The sequence below is a fragment of the Schaalia odontolytica genome, from assembly GCF_005696695.1.
GTDB lineage: Bacteria > Actinomycetota > Actinomycetes > Actinomycetales > Actinomycetaceae > Pauljensenia > Pauljensenia odontolytica_C.
In genome coordinates this window covers 202,693-220,201 of record NZ_CP040006.1, presented here as the reverse complement: position 1 = coordinate 220,201, position 17,509 = coordinate 202,693, and the positions used below count along the sequence as shown (strand labels likewise).

The window sequence follows — 17,509 nt, the reverse complement described above, 5'->3', positions numbered from 1 at the left end:
GGCCCGACACACTGCCGATCCGGGCCGCCGACCGGCGCAGCGGAAGCGCCGAGGAGACCCCGACCTCGTCTTCAACGCACTGGATGCGCGCCAACGGACGAACAAGGTAGCCTATAACCATGCGCCTCCACGTTGCTAATCACCCCCTGATCACCCATAAGCTCACCGTCCTGCGCGATCGCGAAACGCCGTCGGCGACGTTCCGCCAGCTCGTGGACGAACTGGTCACCCTGCTCGCCTACGAGGCGACGCGCGAAGTGGCTGTCACCGAGACCCCCATCCAGACCCCGGTCGCTCCCACCGTCGGCCTGAAGCTCTCCGAGCCTCGCCCGATCGTGGTCCCCGTCCTGCGCGCGGGTCTGGGCATGCTCGAGGGCATGACCCGCATGCTGCCCACCGCCGAGGTTGGCTTCCTGGGCATGCGCCGCGACGACGACACCCTGGAGATCGAGACCTACGCGAACCGCCTGCCGGATGACCTGTCGGGCCGCCAGTGCTTCGTGCTGGACCCGATGCTGGCCACCGGCCACACCATGGTCGCCGCCACCAACTACCTCTTCGAGCGCGGCGCAAAGGACGTCACCTGCGTGTGCATCCTGGCCGCTCCGGAGGGCATCAAGACCCTTGAGGACGCGATCGGCGATCGCGCCGACGTGAACGTCGTTGTCGCCGCCGTTGACGATCACCTCAACGAGAAGTCGTACATCGTCCCCGGCCTGGGCGACGCGGGCGACCGCCTGTACGGCATCATCGACTGACGAGGCACGCGCCCCTCGCACATCGTAGCGCCGGGGGATGCGACGCAGTTAACGCCACACGAGGGATGGGCGCGGGATGAAAGTCCCGCGCCCACCCCTCGCATTTACTCAACAATAAAGGCGCAAATTAACCACATTGGCTATTTTTAGCCCATTTTCCCTGATCACACCCACGTGTGACCTTGAGCGCTAAGCACCCCAAGGCCTCGAAAATACCCTGCGCACGTTTCATGCTTGTCACATGGCACTGATTCAGACCAATCCCAAGCGCCGCCGCTACGGCGTCGCAGCAATCGCAGGTGTTCTCGGCGGTATCGTCTCCGCCATCGTGAAGTTCGGCTGGGAGGTGCCGCTGCCTCCGCGTACGCCCGAGCGTAACGCCACCAACCCGCCCCAGGAGCTGCTCCAGCAGCTGGGCCTCCCGGAGAGCGTCACCCACCTGTCCTACACCTTCAACGGTAACGAAGGACTCCCCTGGGTCTCCTTCATCGTCCACTTCTCGTTCTCGATCGCCTTCGCGCTCATCTACTGTCTGCTGGCCGAGCGCTTCCCCCAGATCAAGCTCTGGCAGGGTGCCGCCTTCGGCATCTTCGTCTACGTGGCCTTCCACGTCGTCCTCATGCCGCTGATGGGCACCGTCCCGGCGCCCTGGAACCAGCCCTTCGCGGAGCACTTCTCCGAGTTCTTCGGACACATCATCTGGCTGTGGGTCATCGAAGTCTTCCGCCGCGACATGCGTAACCGCATCACGCACGAGCCGGACGCCGAGTTCCCGCTCGAGTCTCGCACCAACTGATCGCCGCTTGCGCGGACGCACGGGTGGGCCCCGGAACCCTAAGGTTCCGGGGCCCACCCGTTTTCTATGCGAGCCTGTCGGCCACGCGTTCCGTCAGCCTCGGCGCCAGCGCGCCCCGGCCTCGTGGATCAGAACGCCGGGATGACCGAGCCGTCCGACCAGGTCTTCTCGATGTACTGCTTCACCTCATCGGAGTGCAGGCGCTTCTCGAGCTTCGCGATGGCATCGGCCTTCTTGGAGTCGCCCTTCCACACGAGGACGTTCACGGCCGGGTTGTCCACGGGGGACTCGACGACGAGCGCGTCACCGGAGATGGTCTTGCCACCCTCCTGGGCGAAGTTGCCGTTGATGACCGCGTAGTCGAAGTCGTCGAGCGAGCGGACCAGCTGCGGGCCCTCGACCTCGCGGAAGTCGAAGTTCTTCAGCTTGGTGACGGTGTTGATGTTGACGTCGCCGCCGCCCTCGGGGATCGAAACGAGGCCCTGGGTGGCCAGGAGCTCGAGCGCGCGGGACTGGTTGGCCGTGTCGGAGATGATGCCGATCGTGCCGCCGTCGGGCAGCTCGTCGAGGGACTTGTGCTTGTTGGAGAACACGCCGAGGGGCTCGAGGTGGATGCCCTCGCCGGCCTCGAAGTTGTAGCCGAACTGCTTCTCCGCGTTCTCCAGGTAGGGAACGGTCTGGTAGAAGTTGGCGTCCAGGTCGCCGTCGTTCAGTGCGGTGTTGGGCTGGACGTAGTCGGTGTACTCAACGATGTCGAGCTTGATGCCCGCGTCCGCGGCCAGGTTGTCGTTGATGTAGGTGAGGATCTTCGCGTGGGGCGAGGGGGTCGCGCCCACGGTCAGGGTGACGACGTCCGAGGAGGAGCCGGAAGCATCCGAGGAGGAGGAGCCGCCGCCGCAGGCCGCCAGGCCCAGGGTGGCAACGGCCGCCAGGCCGATAGCTGCGAGAGAGCGGTGACGCATGGTGTTTCTCTTTTCTTCTGCGTACAGGATGGGATGGATGGCCGAGGCCGGGGTGGCCTGACCGGGGTCTGTCAGCGCGCGCGGTGGTCGACCAGGCGCGAGAGGATGTCGCCGATCAGCTGGATGATCTGCACGATGACGATGATGGCGACGACGGTGGAGATCATGACGTCGTCCTGCCAGCGGTTGTAGCCATAGTTGATGGCCATCTGGCCCAAGCCGCCGCCGCCGACGGCACCCGCCATCGCGGAGTAGCCGATCAGGGTGATCGCCAGGGTCGTGATGGACTGGATGAGGGCCGGCATGGCCTCGCGAATGAGGACACCCCAGCGGATCTGACGGTTGGAGGCACCCATCATCTGGGCGGCCTCGATCTTGCCGGGATCGACGGCCAACAGGTTCGTCTCCACGAGGCGCGCGAAGAAGGGCGCGGAGAGGATGACGAGCGGCACGACGGTCGCGAGCGAGCCCGTGGACTTGCCGACGATCATCTTCGTGACCGGGATCAGCATGATGATGCCGATGATGAAGGGCAGGGAGCGCACGATATTCACGACGAAGGACACGGCCTGGTACACGCCCTTGTTCGGGGTGAGGCCGCCCTTGCCGGTCTGCACGAGGAGGAGGCCGAGGAGCGTTCCAATAATGACCGCGAAGAGCGTGGAGAGGCCCGTCATCATGAGGGTCTCGAGGATTGCCGGACCGAACTTCTCGGTGAGGGCCGGGTTGTCAAACCACGTCGGGTCGCCTTTGCCCGCAGGCAGGAGCGCCAACGCGTGAGCGGCAGTGTGTGCGGCGGTCATTGGTCCCTCACTTCCGCGTGGACGTTGTTCTTGCGCAGCTGCTCGATGATCTTGTCAGCGTGGTACGCGGGCACGGTCAGGGCCAGGCGCCCCACCTGCACGCTGCCGAGGGACTCGAAGGTTCCTGCGGTCACGTCAGCGCCCATCGACGAGGCCAGGTGCAGGACCGTGGCGCCCGTGGGCACGCCCGGGTGCGAGGTGAAGACGACGTCGAGGAGGACGGTGCCCACCGCGTTCGGCTCGAAGCGGCCCTCGGCGGATTCCGTCGGAAGCGACTCGACGACCGGCATGGGGACCAGTTCGCGGGCCAGCGGAGTCGAAGGATCGGCCACGACCTCTTCGAGGGGGCCGGTCTGCAGGACCTGGCCGTGGCCGAGGAGGGTCACGGAGTCGCAGATCTCGCGGACGACGGCCATCTCGTGGGTGATGACGACGACGGTGACGCCGGCGACGTCGCGCACGTGGCGCAGCAGGGACAGGATCTGAGCGGTCGACTCGGTGTCGAGCGCGCTGGTCGGCTCGTCGCACAGGAGAACGGCGGGGTTGTCGGCCAGGGCGCGGGCGATGCCGACGCGCTGACGCTGGCCGCCCGACAGCTGGGACGGGTAGGAGTCGCCGCGGCCCTCGAGGCCCACGAGCGATAGGAGCTCTTCGACGCGCTCACGGCGCTTCGCGGCGGGCACGCCTGCCAGCTTGAGCGGGTAGCCGATGTTATCGGCGGCAGTGCGAGCGTCCAGGAGGTTCGCGGCCTGGAAGACCATGCCGATGCGACGACGGGCGGCGCGCAGCGCTGAACCCGTCAGGGTCGCCAGGTCGAGGCCGTCGACGACAATGTGGCCCTCGGTGGGCTTCTCCAGTGCCGTCAGACAGCGGATAAGCGTGGACTTACCGGCGCCCGAGCGGCCGACGATCCCGTGGATCGAACCGCGATCAACGTGCAGGTTCACCCCATCGAGCGCGACGACCGTGCCGCCGTTTTTCACGGGGTAGACCTTGGACACCCCGGTGAGGTCAATCATGTGCATCTCCGTTACTGGGCCGCACGGCCCGCAACATCAGCATATGAGGGCCAGCGTCGCGAGCGCTCGGAATGCTGTTACAAAACTCCGTATCGTGGCTAAACCCTCACCCATCAGCCCGTATAGTGGCCCCAGTTGCGTGACAAACGCCTATCCGGCACAGGCGATGCCAGCGAGCGCAGCGCCCCACGAGGCCGCCCACGTGCCGAGGGCCAGGGCGAGGCCGCGCCCCCGGAACCCGTCCGCCCACAGGGTCACCGAATCCACGAGCGCCGTCGAAAACGTCGTGAAGCCACCCAGGAACCCCGTCGACACGATCGGCATGAGGCCCACGGGCACCAGCTGAGTGGCCGCGCCGGCCAGGAAACACCCGATGACGTTGACGACCAGGATGCCGAGCTTCGCTCCCGCCGGGTCACCCCACGACGACAGGGCGCGCTGAGTCCCTCGATCCAGCCAGAAGCGGGCGCACGCACCTACGCCGCCGGCCAGGACCACGAACAGGAAGGTCGATCCGCTCATGCTTGCCCCTCCTCGCCGCTGACAGGGCGCGCGCCCGATGGGGCGCACAGCCACTCCCCCACGCACATCCCTGCCCAGGCGCAGGCCCCGCCCAGGGCCAGGAGACCGAGGGACTGAGAGACGGCCTCGACAATTCCATTAAGCGAGGCGTACCCCACCGACGCAACGATGTATGTCCCGTACGTGGTGAATGCGCCCGCGAAACCCGTGCCAACCAGGAGCTTCAGGGATTTCAGTGAGGCTGCATCCCCCACTCCGCGAGCCAGGTGTCCCGACACCCACGCGGCCAGCGCGCCCAGGAGGAACGCACCCACGGCGTTGACCGTCAGCGTCGACCACGACAGGAAGAGGCCACGCACGGGAGAGGCCTTCGCGACCTCGTCCAGGCCGGCACGCGCAGCCGTCCCCACGACCCCGCCCACGAAGACCGCCAACCAGTCGGGCACCCGAAAACTCACCATGCACCCCACTGTACGCCCGCCGCGCCACCACCCGGGGAGGCGGATCCCGGGAGGCGGCCACCGCCTCGTACACTGGGCGCATGACGAACACCGGACGATTCGCGCCCTCCCCCACGGGCGACTTCCACCTGGGCAACCTGCGCACCGCGATCCTCGCGTGGGCGTGGGCGCGCACGACCGGGCGGCGATTCGTCCTACGCATCGAGGACATCGACCGCGAACGCGCGGGGTCCGCCGAGCGCCAGATCGAGGACCTGGCGGCGATCGGAGTCGACTGGGACGGCGAGCCCCTCATCCAAACCACGCGGGCCGACGCGCACGAGGCCGCCCTGGCGTCGCTGGCCGCGCGCGGGCTCATCTTCGAGTGCTACTGCACCCGCCGCGACATCCGCGAGGCCGCCTCCGCGCCGCACGTCCCACCCGGCCACTACCCGGGCACCTGCCTGACGCTGAGCGACTCCGAGCGCGAGGCTAAACGCGCGGCACTGGCCGCCGCTGGGCGCGCCCCCGCGCTGCGCCTGGCCGCCCCCTCGCCCGAGTGGACCGTGTTCGACGAGCTGCACGGCTCCTACACCGGGGCTGTCGACCACTTCGTCGTACGCCGCGCGGACGGCGTGCCCGCCTACAACCTGGCGGCCGTCGTCGACGACGCGTTCCAGGGCGTCGACCAGGTCGTGCGCGGCTTCGACCTGCTCTCCCAGGCGCCCGCGCAGGCGCAGCTCGCCCACTTGCTCGGGGCCCCCGAGCCAACGTACGCGCACGTGCCCCTCGCGCTCGCGCCCTCAGGGGCCCGGTTGGCCAAGCGCGACGGCGCCGTCACCCTCTCTGACCTACGAGGCCTGGGCTGGTCCACCGAGGACGTCGTTTCGTTTATCGGGTCGTCCCTGGGAGTGCCCGGGGCGCGTTGCGCCTCCGACATTGCGGACGCCCTGGGGATTTCAGGATTGCGTTCCCTGCCGACCGAGCCGTGGGTCGTGACGCCTCCCAGTTCCTGAGGGCTGCTTGTGGCCCCCACGGGTGTTCCGGGCTGCTCTATGTGCCCTGTTGGGCCGGGCTGCTTGTGGCCCCCACGGGTGTTCCGGGCGCCGCAGGGCCCGGTCGCCCGCGAGGCTAGGGCCTCACTTCGTTCGGCGCCGCGCCTCGAAGCCCGCCCGTGCCCTCCGGTCCCTCCGGCGCCCTCCACACCAGTGGGGCTGGGTCGCTGTTCGGCAGCTCTACGCGTCGTCTCGAAGCCCGGCCAGGCCCCGCCGCCACCCACGGGCACCGCAGCCACCTCAGATGAATGCGGTGACACCCTACTGGCGAGCACTTCCACCAGATTGAAACCGCCAGCACCTTTGCACGGGCAAACCGTCGCGACACTGAAACCCGCAGCACCTTTGCTCACCACTTTCAGTCTTTTCGAGCGCGTTTCTCGCTCGCAGAGGCGATGTCGGTTTCATTCAGCCGCCCACATCCGCTCGCAAAGGTGCCACCGGTTTCATAGCGATGGCGTCCGTTGCCCCAGAACGCGACAAAATTCGCCCAGCACGGCACGGATGCACCCCAGAACGCGAAAAAACTCGCCCAGCGCGCTCAAAACAGCCCAAAATGAGTGGTTTTTGTCGAGCAGGGCGAATTTTTTCACGGAAGTACCACTGAAGGGACAGCGTTGGGCGAACTTTGTCTCGGCTCAAGCGGGAACCGACTTGCTGAGACCATCACAGTCGCGAAATGAGCATGAAAAAAGCACTCCCGAAGGAGTGCTTGGTAGAAATGCAGAACCCCCACCGGTGGATCGCACCGAGGGGGGCCGCTGCGCGCCCGGAGGGACTCGAACCCCCAACCTTCTGAACCGTAATCAGATGCTCTATCCATTGAGCTACGGGCGCTTGCCGTTTGGCTGGGTATAAGCTTACACGCTCTTCGCCGGGATGCAAAATCAAGAGCTATGGCCTGAACCACATCGAAGAAAAGCATCCTGCAGTCGACCAAGATCGAGCAGCATATACAAAGATCCTCCGCGCACCCGGCAGCGCACCCTTATCCTTGCTGCATTCCTGCCCTGGGGAGGTTCGGATGATACCGTCACGCGGAGGACCGGCCCCCAGCATACACGTTTTCGCCCCCCGCGCGCAGCTGCGACGACCGCAACGCGCCAGCCTCACACAAACACCCCACGCACAACGCACACACCACGATCGTTACACGCGCTTAAGGAATGACCAGGCGCCACCAAGCCGTGGCAAGCAGACCTACCCTGAGACCATGAGCGACATCATCATTCCCGGCATCGGCTCACTGGAGCCGGCACCCGCACTGGACCATCTCGATCTGCTCGCCCCACCCGTCGCCGCCGCACTGACCGCGTTGGCCGAGCGCGGCGTGGCCACGGCCTCGTCGGCACTGGTTGTCGCGATCGACCCGGAGCTCGCGGACACGGAGGTCATGACGCGCGAATTCGGCATGGACCTGGCGCTGTCGTCGAACTGCATTCTGGTGGCCGGCAAGCGCGCCGGCGAAGAGCGGATCGCGGCGTGCGTCGTGCGCGCGACGACGAACGCGGACGTCAACCACGTCGTGAAGAAGCGCCTCGACGTGCGCAAGGCGAGTTTCTGGCCGCAGGAACGCGCGGTCGAGGCGTCGGGCATGGAGTACGGCGGCATCACGCCGGTGGGCGTACCCGGCTCATGGCGGCTCCTCATCGACTCGGCGTGCGCGGTCGGATGGAGCTGCATCGGCTCGGGCCTGCGCCGATCGAAGCTCTTTGTGACGGGCGAGGTCCTGGCCGCGCTCCCGGGCGCAGAGATCGTCGAGGGCCTCGGAGTCTAAGGGGGACGAGGCCTGGGTTCAGCAGCGCGGGACCGTCCGATTGCCGGCCGATGCGCACAGCACCACAAGCGCCGCCGGTGCGGAGAGCGCCACTGGTTTGGAGGGCCTGGCCGCGGTGCCGGTGGGCGGTGGCGGGGCCTGGCCGGGCTTCGAGACGACGCGCCGAGCGGAGCTCGCGGCGCGGACGGCTCGCGGGCGGGCCACCGCCCACCGACACACACAGCGGCCCGGCCAATCAAGGCGGCCGGGCCCGACGGCGCCCGGAACGCCAGCGACGCCATAGGCAACAAAAACCCCGGAACCTGAAGCGGTCCCGGGGTCCGGTGGCGGAGGATGGGGGATTCGAACCCCCGAGGGCTTGCACCCAACACGCTTTCCAAGCGTGCGCCATAGGCCACTAGGCGAATCCTCCGTGCACATCGTGCCGGACAATCATAAGCGACAAAAGGCTCTCAGCGCCAATCCTGGCCAATGGAGCAGGTCACAGCGCGGCACGAACCCCTTAGAAGAGCCCAGAGAGGCCAATCAGATAGAAGATCACGGCGCCGCCGATCAGGATGCCGTCGAATGCGAGGGCTGCGATGGCTTCGCGCGCGCCGACGCGGTCAGGCAGGTTTTGCGCCTGCACGAGGGCAATGATCGCAAGGACGACCGAGGCGATCACCGGAAGGCCGAAAAGTCCGAAGACGCTGACCCACAGGGCAGCCTTCGCGAGGGGATTCCCGATCGGCTTGGGCGAGTTGTAGCCGCCGTCGGCGAAGATCGCAGCAACGTCCACGTACTGCGTCCCGGGGAACGTGGGCCCCGAGAGGTCGGCGCTGGGGACGCGAAGGCGGCCCGGCGCGTATCCGAAGCGGTCGCCCGGCGCATCCATCGACGAGGTCACATCCGGGGTCGCCCAGGGCACGCTCGAGACGGCGGGGGCGATATTCGAGGACGGCTGACTCATGTGCTCCACTATTCCATAATGGGAGGGGCATGCACCACACTTTGCCCGCTGGAGGGGTTTAGGCGTGGCGAAACCTGCGGGGACGGGGACGGACGCGCTACCCTGTTATTCCGACCGGTACGGCCATTCTGCCCATCAACTGATCGGATTTGTACGCTTATGAGCGAAACGAAGACCCCGCTGTTCCGTTGGAAGCTTCACGGTAACGGCACGTCCATTAATCCCGGCGACGTCGTCCTTCCGAGTGAACGACTCTCGTGGCCGCGCACCGCTGGTATTGGTGCTCAGCACGTGGTCGCGATGTTTGGCGCCACGTTCCTTGTTCCGTTGTTGACGGGTTTCCCCCCGTCAACAACGCTTTTTTTCACCGCGATCGGCACCCTGCTGTTCTTCCTGATTACGGCGGGTCGCCTGCCCTCGTACCTGGGTTCCTCGTTCGCGCTGATCGCGCCGATCCAGGCAGTCAGCTCCTCCATGGGCCCCTCCTACGCGCTCGGCGGCATCATTGCGGTCGGCGCGACGCTGGCGCTCGTCGGCCTGATCGTCCACTTCGCGGGCGTGCGTTGGATTGACGCTGTCATGCCGCCCGTGGTGACGGGCGCGATCGTGGCGCTCATCGGCCTGAACCTGGCGCCCCCCGCGTGGGACTGGGTCAAGCGAGGGCCGATCACGGCCGTCGTGACGATCGTGTCGATCTGCCTCGTGACCGTCCTCTTCAAGGGCATCCTCGGTCGCCTCTCGATCCTCATCGGCGTGCTGATCGGCTACGTGGCCGCGATCATCCAGGGCGAGGTCGACTTCTCCAAGGTGAGCAACGCCGCTTGGATCGGCTTCCCCGAATTCCACACCCCCGCATTCTCCTTCTCGACCCTCGGCCTGTTCCTGCCGGTTGTGTTCATCCTGGTCGCCGAGAACGTCGGCCACGTGAAGTCGGTGTCCGCGATGACGGGCGAGAACATGGACGATCTGACGGGCCGCGCGCTCGTCGCGGACGGCCTCTCCACGATGCTGGCCGGCAGCGGCGGCGGTTCGGGTACGACCACCTACGCCGAGAACATCGGCGTCATGGCTGCAACCCGCGTGTACTCGACGGCGGCGTACATCATCGCTGCTGGCGTTGCTCTGGTCCTGTCGATGCTGCCGAAGTTCGGTGCCCTCATCGCGACGATTCCCCCGGGCGTGCTCGGCGGCGCGGGCACGGTCCTGTACGGCATGATCGGAATGCTGGGCGTTCGCATCTGGGTGCAGAACCGCGTGGACTTCTCCAACCCGGTGAACCTGAACACCGCCGCGGTCGCCCTGATCGTCGCGATCGCGAACTTCACGTGGGTCGTGGGCGACATGACCTTCGGCGGCATCGCGCTGGGCACGGCTGCCGCTCTGCTGATCTACCACGGCATGCGCCTGATCTCGAAGCTGCGCGGCACGAACCTGGAGGCGGCGACGCCCGCGTCCGCGCCGTCGGGTTCGGAGCTGGAGGGCGAGGCGTACTCGAAGCGCCACCGCTCCTCCGCGCCGCAGGCTGACGCCTGATCTGACGCATTCATAGACGAGGCCGGGGCTCGGCCACTCGCTCACCGCAGGGTGAGGGGTGGGTTGGGCCCCGGCCTCGTCTATCTCTCTGAATTCCGCACGTAATTCCCCGAGCGCGCCACGAACACCGTCAGCGCAATGCCCGGAATTCCAACGCTTGTAGGCTCACCTACAAAGTGACCGGATGAGAATTACGTGCGAGTTTTTAGAGGAGGGCGCAGGCAGCACGGATGCACGCGGCCACAAAAGTCCCTGCGCATCAGTCGCTGATGCCGCCGCCGCGCAGCTCGTCGAGCATGCCCGCCGTGATGATGCCCGAGGGCAGGGCGACGACGGCGACGCCCATGAGCGAGGAGATCATTGCGATCGTGCGCCCCACGTCGGAGGAGGGGTAGAGATCCCCGTAGCCGACGGTCGTCAGGGAGACGACCGCCCAGTACACGGCATCGAAGAAGGTATTGAAGGTTTCCGGCTCGACGTTAAAGATGGCGAGGGCGCTGACGAGGATGTAGCCGATGGCCAGGCAAAGAACAGCGAGCAGCGCCTCCCTCTGTTTCTCAAACACGGCGGCGATGGCGGAGGTGCTCTTCGAGTAGCGGATGAGCTTGAAGGCCCGCAGCGCGCGGAACAGGCGCAGAACTCGCAGCGTGCGCAGCGCGTCGTTGAGGGCGTTGAAGACAGGCAGGATCGACAGCAGGTCGATAATCGCCATGGGGGTGAAGGGATAGATCAGGAAGGACAACCCGCCCTTGCCGACCTTCAGATCCGCCGTCGCCCACCGTGCCAGGTAGTCGGCGATGAACACGAGGACGCACACGTATTCAATCGACTCGAGGACGGGGCTGGACCCCTTGAAGCACAGGGGAAGGAGGCTGGCAACAATGAGCGCGGTCATGACGCGCCCGTACCACATTGCCGCTCTCCCATCGCCATTGAGCAGGGAGTAGAGCCGTTCCCGCATCCGCATCGTCCTTCCTCGAGACGCACGTGCCGCTCCGCTATGCGCGCAGCCGCGCATCCGCCGAGGCTCGAAGCGAGAACACGATCACGCCTCTCGCCTCCACAACGCACTGTAGCACTGGGCTTGAGCGGCTTTGGCAAGACCGGCGCACAGCCAGATTCCCGCTGACACTCACGACTCAGACGTGCACATTTGTCATCCGCCGGAGCACAAATGTCCGCCGACGAAAACCATACGTGTTAATTATTTACGTGTAAGGTAGCGGACATGGCAACATGTGCACCCTCGCTATTCACAGCGCTGATTCACACGGAAATGGGCGCGTGGAACGCGGTCGAATCCGCCCTTTCCGAGGCAGACAACGCGCTAACGCTCGGCCGCTTCCTCGTCCTGCGCACGGTTCGCGACACCCCCGCGTGCCGCATTCAGGAGGTCGCGGCAAGCCAGGGCATCACCCTGGGAGCGGCCTCTCGCCTCGTGGATCGCCTGCACCGCGACGGACTACTGCACCGCACCCCGTGCAAGCATGACCGGCGCGCGACCATCCTGACAGTGACGGATCAGGGCCTGGCGCACCTAGACGAGGCCTGCATGATCGTCGAGAAGGAGCAGGAGCGCCTCTTCGCCCCACTCTCCGCAGCCCAGCGCGAGGAACTGACGCGCAGCCTCGCGCTCATCGCCGAGGCAGCCAAGGAGCGCGCATGATTCGCTTCGACCACGTCTCCAAGACCTACCCGGGCGGCACACGCGCCGTCGAGGACTTCTCCCTCACCGTCGAGCAGGGCTCGACGACCGTCTTCCTCGGCACCTCGGGCTGCGGCAAGACGACCCTCATGCGAATGGTGAACGCGATGGTCACCCCGACCTCGGGCAGGGTATTCGTACGAGACCAGGACGTCGCAGGCGAGGACCCCGTGCGCCTGCGCCGCTCGATCGGCTACGTCCTGCAGGAGGGCGGCCTCTTCCCCCACCGAAGCATCGCAGACAACGTCGCGACCGTCCCGCGCCTGGAGGGCGCCACGAAGCAGGCCTCCCGCGAGCGCGCGCTCGAGCTCCTCGAGCTGGTGGGCCTGGATCGCGAGATGGCAGATCGCTACCCCGCCCAGCTGTCGGGCGGCCAGCGTCAGCGCGTGGGCGTGGCCCGGGCGCTGGCCAATCGCGCGGACATCCTGCTGATGGACGAACCCTTTGGCGCGCTGGATCCGATCGTGCGCGCGGAGCTGCAGCGCGAGCTGAAGGAGATTCAGCGGGCCCTGGGCACGACGATCCTCTTCGTGACGCACGACGTGGACGAGGCATTCACGTTGGGCGACCAGGTCGCCGTCCTCTCGACGGGCGGCCACATCGAGCAGGTGGGCACGCCCACCGAGCTACTCTCCTCTCCCGCCTCGCCCTTCGTCGCGGAGTTCGTGGGCGCCTCGCGCGCGGCACGCCCGGTGCGCGTCGCCGGGCCGGGCGGCCTGGTCGTCGACGACGCCGGCACGCCCGTGGGCACACTGACGACCGACGAGGCCGGGGAGCGTCCGTGACCTGGCTGTCCTCGAACTGGGGGCTCATTGGCTCCCTGACTCTTGCTCACCTGTGGATCGCCCTCCCAGCGATCGCGCTGTCGGCGCTGATTTCCGTGCCGATCGCGCGCTGGGCGGCGTTTTCGCGCCGCGGCGGCTGGGTCCTGTCGGCCTTGTCGGCGCTGTACGCAGTGCCGTCGCTGCCTCTCCTGATTGTCATTCCGGTGATCGTCGGGGTGGCACTGCGCTCTCCCATCAACATGATCATCGTCCTGACGCTGTACGGTGTGGCGGTGCTGGTGCGCCAGGCCGCGGAGGGCTTCCGCGCGATCCCGCGCGCGACCCTGCAGGCCGCAAACGCGTGCGGCTACCCCCTCTTTCGCCGCTTCGTCGAGGTGGAGCTTCCCCTGGCGACGCCCGTCATCGTCGCGGGCACGCGCGTGGTCGCCACATCGACGGTGTCACTCGTGACGGTGGGCGCGTTTATCGGGGTGCGCTCGCTGGGAACGCTATTCACTGACGGTTTCCAGCGCGGACTCATCGCCGAGGTCGTGGCCGGCTTGGTCGCAACAGTCCTCCTTGCGCTCGTCATCGATGCGCTGATCCAGGGAATCGGCTGGGCGCTCACCCCGTGGACGAGGAGGGGGCGGGCATGAACATTCTCCTTGACGCCCTGAAATGGTTGGCAGTCCCCGCCCACTGGCTGGGCGCGTCCGGGATCCTCGTGAGGGCCGCCGAACACTTGGGCCTCACCCTCCTGATCGTGGCGCTCGCAGCGCTCATCGCTCTGCCGCTGGGCACGTGGATCGGACACACGGGCAGGGGCCGGTGGCTGGTGAGTGCGACGGGCGCGGCCCGCGCGGTTCCGACGCTCGGCGTGCTGACGCTGGCGGGCCTGTGGCTGGGCATCGGCCTGGCGGCACCGACTCTGGCGCTCTTGATCCTGGCGATCCCGCCGCTCCTGTCGGCGACATACTCGGGCATCGCCTCGACGCCGCGCGCGACCGTGGATGCGGCGCGTGCGATCGGGCTCACCGAGCCCCAGGTTCTGGCACAGGTCGAGGCCCCGCACGCGGCCGGCCTCGTCGCGGCGGGCATACGCTCGGCGACCCTCCAGGTGATTGCGACGACAACGCTGGCGGCCTACACGGCGAACTACGGCCTCGGCCGCTTCCTCTACGAGGGCCTGAAGACCCGCGACTACGCGGAGATGATCGGCGGCGCGATCATCGTCGTCTCCCTCGCGCTGGCAACCGATGCGCTCCTGGCGTACATCGCCCGGCGCCTACGCGCCCGCACCCACTCTTTTGCAGACGATGAGAACAACTCACTCAAGGAGACACTATGAAACGCACGATGATCACAATGGCTGCCGTCGCGGCTTCCGCCCTGGCCCTGGCCGCCTGCGGCTCGGCAGAGTCGGTCGGCGGCAACGCGAGCACCGGGAGTTCGGAGAATGGCTCGACGACGCTCGTTGTGGGGTCGCAGGACTACTACTCCAACGAGATCATCGCGGAGGCCTACGCACAGGCCCTCGAAGGGGCAGGCTTCACGGTCGACCGACAGCTGCGGATCGGCCAGCGCGAGGTCTACATGCCCGAGATCGAGGCCGGCGCGATCGACGTGTTCCCCGAGTACACGGGCAACTTGCTGCAATATCTCGATCAGAACGCGAGTGCCCACACCTCTGACGAGGTTTACGCGGCGCTACAGACCGCCCTCCCGATGGGATTGCGAGCCCTCGACCAGGCGCCGGCTACCGACCAGGACTCCTACGTGGTGACGGCCGACTTCGCGTCCGAGCACTCGCTGACCTCCATCGGCGACCTCGCGGGCGCGGGCACGCTCACCCTCGGCGGCAACTCGGAGCTGCAGACGCGCCCCTATGGCCCAACGGGGCTGTCGCAGACCTACGGCGTGACCGTCAACTTCACCCCGATCGAGGATTCGGGCGGCCCCCTGACCGTCAAGGCACTGAAGGACGGCGACATCCAGCTGGCGAACATCTACTCCTCGGACCCGGCGCTGGCCGACGGGACGCTGAAGGTCCTGGATGACCCGAAGGGCCTGTTCCTGGCCTCGCACGTGGTACCCCTGGCCTCGTCGCGGGTGAACGACGACGCAACCACGGTCATCAACCGAGTGAGCGCGGCGCTGGACGCTCAGGACCTTGTGGAGATGAATCGGGCGTCGACGGTGGAGCAGAAGTCCGCCTCTCAGATCGCTCACGAGTGGCTCATTTCCGAGGGTTTGCTCTCCTAATCCCTCCCCTTTACTCGACGAGGCCGAGGCCGGGTGTGTGCGCACGCTCAGCCCCGGCCTCGTCGCATGAATAGTTGGTCACAACAGACCCACTTTTATGTGACTCACACCATTATTTGACCTTCTTTTTACGTTTGTAACCAAAATGTAATGCGCACATGATGGACATCTTTCGTATCTTCCAGGCCTCAGGGGTTACTCTCGGACCATACCTGAGGGCACCGCCCCCAGTTCCACCCATCAACCAGGAGGAAGAATCCATGAACCTGAAGAAGGCATGGCTCGTCATCCCCGCGGCTGCTGCGCTCGCTCTGACCGCCTGCGCCGGCGGCGGCTCCACGTCCTCGTCCGGCTCCGCCGACAAGGTCGTCACCGTGAACGGCTCCGAGCCCCAGAACCCGCTCCTGCCGGGCCTGACCAACGAGAACGGCGGCGGCAAGATCCTGACCGTCCTGTTCAGCCAGCTCGTCCGCTACGACGTTGACGGCAAGGCCGTCCTCGACGTCGCCGAGTCCATCGAGCCCAACGAGGACGCATCCGAGTGGACCATCAAGCTCCACAATGACCGCAAGTTCTCCGACGGAACCCCCGTCCAGGCCCACAACTTCATCAAGGCCTGGAACCTGATCACCTCGAAGCAGCAGCAGCAGGCTGCCTTCTTCAGCATCTTCGAGGGCACCGACGACGAGGGTAACGGCGAGATCACCGGCCTGACCGAGGTCGACGACTACACCTTCACCGCAAAGCTGAAGAACCCCACTTCGGACTTCATGTCCCGCCTGGGCTACGTCGCCTACGCGCCGCTCCCGGACTCGACCCTGGAGAACCCCGAGGCCGGCGGCCAGGCGCCCGTTGGCAACGGCCCCTACAAGATGGCCTCGGCCGACGCGTGGGAGCACAACGTCAAGTTCACCGCCGTCCCCAACGAGAACTACGTGGGCGACACCAAGGCCCAGAACGAGGGCGTGACCTTCGTCTTCTACTCGAGCCTCGACGCCGCCTACCAGGACATGTCCTCCGACTCCCTGGACGTCCTTGATGGCGTGCCGGCCTCCGTGTTCGCCACCTACGAGTCCGAGCTCTCCGGCCGCACCGTCAACCAGCCCTACGCTGGCGCCCAGTACTTCACGATCCCGCAGTACCTGCCCCACTTCTCCGGTGAGGAAGGCCAGCTGCGTCGCCAGGCCATCTCCATGGCCATCGACCGTGACACCATCGTGAAGACCATCTTCAACGGCACCCGCACCCCCTCCAAGGACTTCACCGCCCCGACGCTCGAGGGCTACGACGCCAACCTCTCCGGCAACGAGGTCCTGACCTACAACCCCGAGAAGGCCAAGGAACTGTGGGCAAAGGCCGACGCCATCTCCCCGTGGGACGGCACCTTCACCATCGCCTACAACTCTGACGGTGGCCACAAGGAATGGGTCGACGCGACCACTAACTCCATCAAGAACACCCTGGGCATCGCCGCCGAAGGCAACCCCTTCGCCGACTTCAAGTCCCTGCTCGACGCAGAGGACAAGGGTGAGATGACCGGCGCGTTCCGTAACGGCTGGCAGGGCGACTACCCGGCGCTGTACAACTTCCTGCAGCCCCAGTACGCCACCGGTGCCGACGCCAACAAGGGTAAGTACTCCAACAGCGAGTTCGATTCCCTGGTGACCCAGGCGTCCTCCGCCACCAGCGCTGCCGAGGCCGCGAAGATCCTCGAGCAGGCCCAGACCATCCTGCTGCGCGACATGCCGGCTGTGCCCCTGTGGTACACCAACGTCAACGGCGCATGGTCCAAGAACGTCGACAACGTCAAGTTCGACTGGAAGGGTCAGCCCGTGATGTACCAGATCACCAAGAAGTGATCGCACGAGGTTAACCTCGCTTCAGGGGCGGGCGGCGAAAGCCGCCCGCCCCTCGCGCATCTCTTGTCGACAGCCCCACACACACATCAACGCAGCTCAGCAACGCACTACCCACCCGCATTGACGCGGGACACACTTTCATCTCAAAACAGCATCACGGAGTTGATACGGCAGACAAATTGAGAGACCGATGCGCCATTTGCCCATTCTTTACCCTATGATGGGACCATAGTCGGCCTCGTCCGCGAGGCTCCGCCAGGGATCGGAACCTCCCCTCCCACGACACGAACACTAAAGGATTGTCC

The 17,509-nt window shown here is 66.3% G+C and carries 18 protein-coding genes, 2 tRNA genes and 1 other RNA gene; 11 read left to right on the top strand and 10 right to left on the bottom strand.

Features of this window, described 5'->3' with window-relative positions; all coding sequences use genetic code 11:
- Positions 1 to 119: 119 nt before the first annotated feature.
- Positions 120 to 758, top strand: a complete 639-nt coding sequence (gene upp / locus FBF35_RS01015; protein WP_060566200.1) for a uracil phosphoribosyltransferase — start codon at positions 120 to 122, stop codon at positions 756 to 758.
- 241 nt (positions 759 to 999) lie between these two features.
- Positions 1,000 to 1,554, top strand: coding sequence for a YagU family protein (locus tag FBF35_RS01010; RefSeq protein ID WP_060566199.1), 555 nt, complete (start codon positions 1,000 to 1,002; stop codon positions 1,552 to 1,554).
- 128 nt (positions 1,555 to 1,682) lie between these two features.
- On the opposite strand, the gene FBF35_RS01005 is transcribed toward FBF35_RS01010, so the two are convergent.
- From FBF35_RS01005 to FBF35_RS00985, 5 genes are all read right to left on the bottom strand, one after another.
- Positions 1,683 to 2,516: a MetQ/NlpA family ABC transporter substrate-binding protein gene (locus FBF35_RS01005; RefSeq protein ID WP_060566198.1), complete on the bottom strand. Its 834-nt coding sequence runs from the start codon at positions 2,514 to 2,516 to the stop codon at positions 1,683 to 1,685.
- Between the two features lie 71 nt (positions 2,517 to 2,587).
- A complete protein-coding gene (locus FBF35_RS01000) occupies positions 2,588 to 3,319 on the bottom strand; it encodes a methionine ABC transporter permease (protein WP_048673101.1) in 732 nt (243 codons plus the stop codon).
- Complete coding sequence (locus tag FBF35_RS00995; RefSeq protein WP_060566197.1) at positions 3,316 to 4,338, bottom strand: methionine ABC transporter ATP-binding protein; 1,023 nt, start codon at positions 4,336 to 4,338, stop codon at positions 3,316 to 3,318. The genes FBF35_RS01000 and FBF35_RS00995 overlap by 4 nt, the downstream gene beginning before the upstream one ends.
- A 150-nt stretch (positions 4,339 to 4,488) precedes the next feature.
- Positions 4,489 to 4,860, bottom strand: coding sequence for a fluoride efflux transporter FluC (locus FBF35_RS00990; RefSeq protein WP_060566196.1), 372 nt, complete (start codon positions 4,858 to 4,860; stop codon positions 4,489 to 4,491).
- On the bottom strand, positions 4,857 to 5,321 hold the full coding sequence (locus FBF35_RS00985) for a fluoride efflux transporter FluC (RefSeq protein ID WP_060566195.1): 465 nt from the start codon (positions 5,319 to 5,321) through the stop codon (positions 4,857 to 4,859). The genes FBF35_RS00990 and FBF35_RS00985 overlap by 4 nt, the downstream gene beginning before the upstream one ends.
- A gap of 80 nt (positions 5,322 to 5,401) precedes the next feature.
- On the opposite strand from FBF35_RS00985, the gene gluQRS reads away from it, so the two are divergent.
- Positions 5,402 to 6,316 (top strand): tRNA glutamyl-Q(34) synthetase GluQRS, encoded by a 915-nt coding sequence (gluQRS, locus tag FBF35_RS00980; protein ID WP_060566194.1) that lies wholly within the window; start codon positions 5,402 to 5,404, stop codon positions 6,314 to 6,316.
- Positions 6,317 to 7,119: 803 nt separating this feature from the next.
- Here gluQRS and FBF35_RS00975 read toward each other — a convergent pair.
- Positions 7,120 to 7,192, bottom strand: a tRNA-Arg gene (locus FBF35_RS00975).
- Positions 7,193 to 7,309: 117 nt separating this feature from the next.
- Positions 7,310 to 7,405, bottom strand: an RNA gene (gene ffs / locus FBF35_RS00970) — signal recognition particle sRNA small type.
- A gap of 163 nt (positions 7,406 to 7,568) precedes the next feature.
- Here ffs and FBF35_RS00965 point away from each other — a divergent pair.
- On the top strand, positions 7,569 to 8,132 hold the full coding sequence (locus FBF35_RS00965; RefSeq protein ID WP_034463350.1) for a YbaK/EbsC family protein: 564 nt from the start codon (positions 7,569 to 7,571) through the stop codon (positions 8,130 to 8,132).
- 324 nt (positions 8,133 to 8,456) lie between these two features.
- On the opposite strand, the gene FBF35_RS00960 is transcribed toward FBF35_RS00965, so the two are convergent.
- Positions 8,457 to 8,544: transfer RNA gene (locus FBF35_RS00960), tRNA-Ser, on the bottom strand.
- A gap of 90 nt (positions 8,545 to 8,634) precedes the next feature.
- Positions 8,635 to 9,081 (bottom strand): hypothetical protein, encoded by a 447-nt coding sequence (locus FBF35_RS00955; RefSeq protein WP_060566193.1) that lies wholly within the window; start codon positions 9,079 to 9,081, stop codon positions 8,635 to 8,637.
- Positions 9,082 to 9,240: 159 nt separating this feature from the next.
- Here FBF35_RS00955 and FBF35_RS00950 point away from each other — a divergent pair, with 159 nt between their 5' ends.
- The gene (locus FBF35_RS00950) at positions 9,241 to 10,614 is read left to right on the top strand and encodes a uracil-xanthine permease family protein (RefSeq protein WP_060566192.1); all 1,374 of its coding nucleotides are present in this window, start codon (positions 9,241 to 9,243) and stop codon (positions 10,612 to 10,614) included.
- A gap of 259 nt (positions 10,615 to 10,873) precedes the next feature.
- Here the strand turns inward: FBF35_RS00950 and FBF35_RS00945 are convergent, their stop codons facing one another.
- On the bottom strand, positions 10,874 to 11,575 hold the full coding sequence (locus tag FBF35_RS00945; RefSeq protein ID WP_060566191.1) for an ion transporter: 702 nt from the start codon (positions 11,573 to 11,575) through the stop codon (positions 10,874 to 10,876).
- A gap of 267 nt (positions 11,576 to 11,842) precedes the next feature.
- Here FBF35_RS00945 and FBF35_RS00940 point away from each other — a divergent pair, with 267 nt between their 5' ends.
- From FBF35_RS00940 to FBF35_RS00915, 6 genes are all read left to right on the top strand, one after another.
- Positions 11,843 to 12,280 (top strand): MarR family winged helix-turn-helix transcriptional regulator, encoded by a 438-nt coding sequence (locus FBF35_RS00940; protein ID WP_060566190.1) that lies wholly within the window; start codon positions 11,843 to 11,845, stop codon positions 12,278 to 12,280.
- Positions 12,277 to 13,104 carry an ABC transporter ATP-binding protein gene (locus FBF35_RS00935; protein WP_060566189.1) on the top strand — a complete coding sequence of 276 codons (828 nt, stop codon included), beginning with the start codon at positions 12,277 to 12,279 and terminating at the stop codon, positions 13,102 to 13,104. Before FBF35_RS00940 ends, FBF35_RS00935 begins: the two co-directional genes overlap by 4 nt.
- The gene (locus FBF35_RS00930; RefSeq protein ID WP_060566188.1) at positions 13,101 to 13,739 is read left to right on the top strand and encodes an ABC transporter permease; all 639 of its coding nucleotides are present in this window, start codon (positions 13,101 to 13,103) and stop codon (positions 13,737 to 13,739) included. The genes FBF35_RS00935 and FBF35_RS00930 overlap by 4 nt, the downstream gene beginning before the upstream one ends.
- Positions 13,736 to 14,431, top strand: a complete 696-nt coding sequence (locus tag FBF35_RS00925) for an ABC transporter permease subunit (protein WP_060566187.1) — start codon at positions 13,736 to 13,738, stop codon at positions 14,429 to 14,431. Before FBF35_RS00930 ends, FBF35_RS00925 begins: the two co-directional genes overlap by 4 nt.
- Entirely contained in the window at positions 14,428 to 15,345 is a 918-nt protein-coding gene (locus FBF35_RS00920) for an ABC transporter substrate-binding protein (protein ID WP_060566186.1), read from the top strand. The genes FBF35_RS00925 and FBF35_RS00920 overlap by 4 nt, the downstream gene beginning before the upstream one ends.
- A gap of 260 nt (positions 15,346 to 15,605) precedes the next feature.
- Complete coding sequence (locus tag FBF35_RS00915; RefSeq protein WP_060566185.1) at positions 15,606 to 17,204, top strand: ABC transporter substrate-binding protein; 1,599 nt, start codon at positions 15,606 to 15,608, stop codon at positions 17,202 to 17,204.
- Positions 17,205 to 17,509 lie beyond the last annotated feature (305 nt).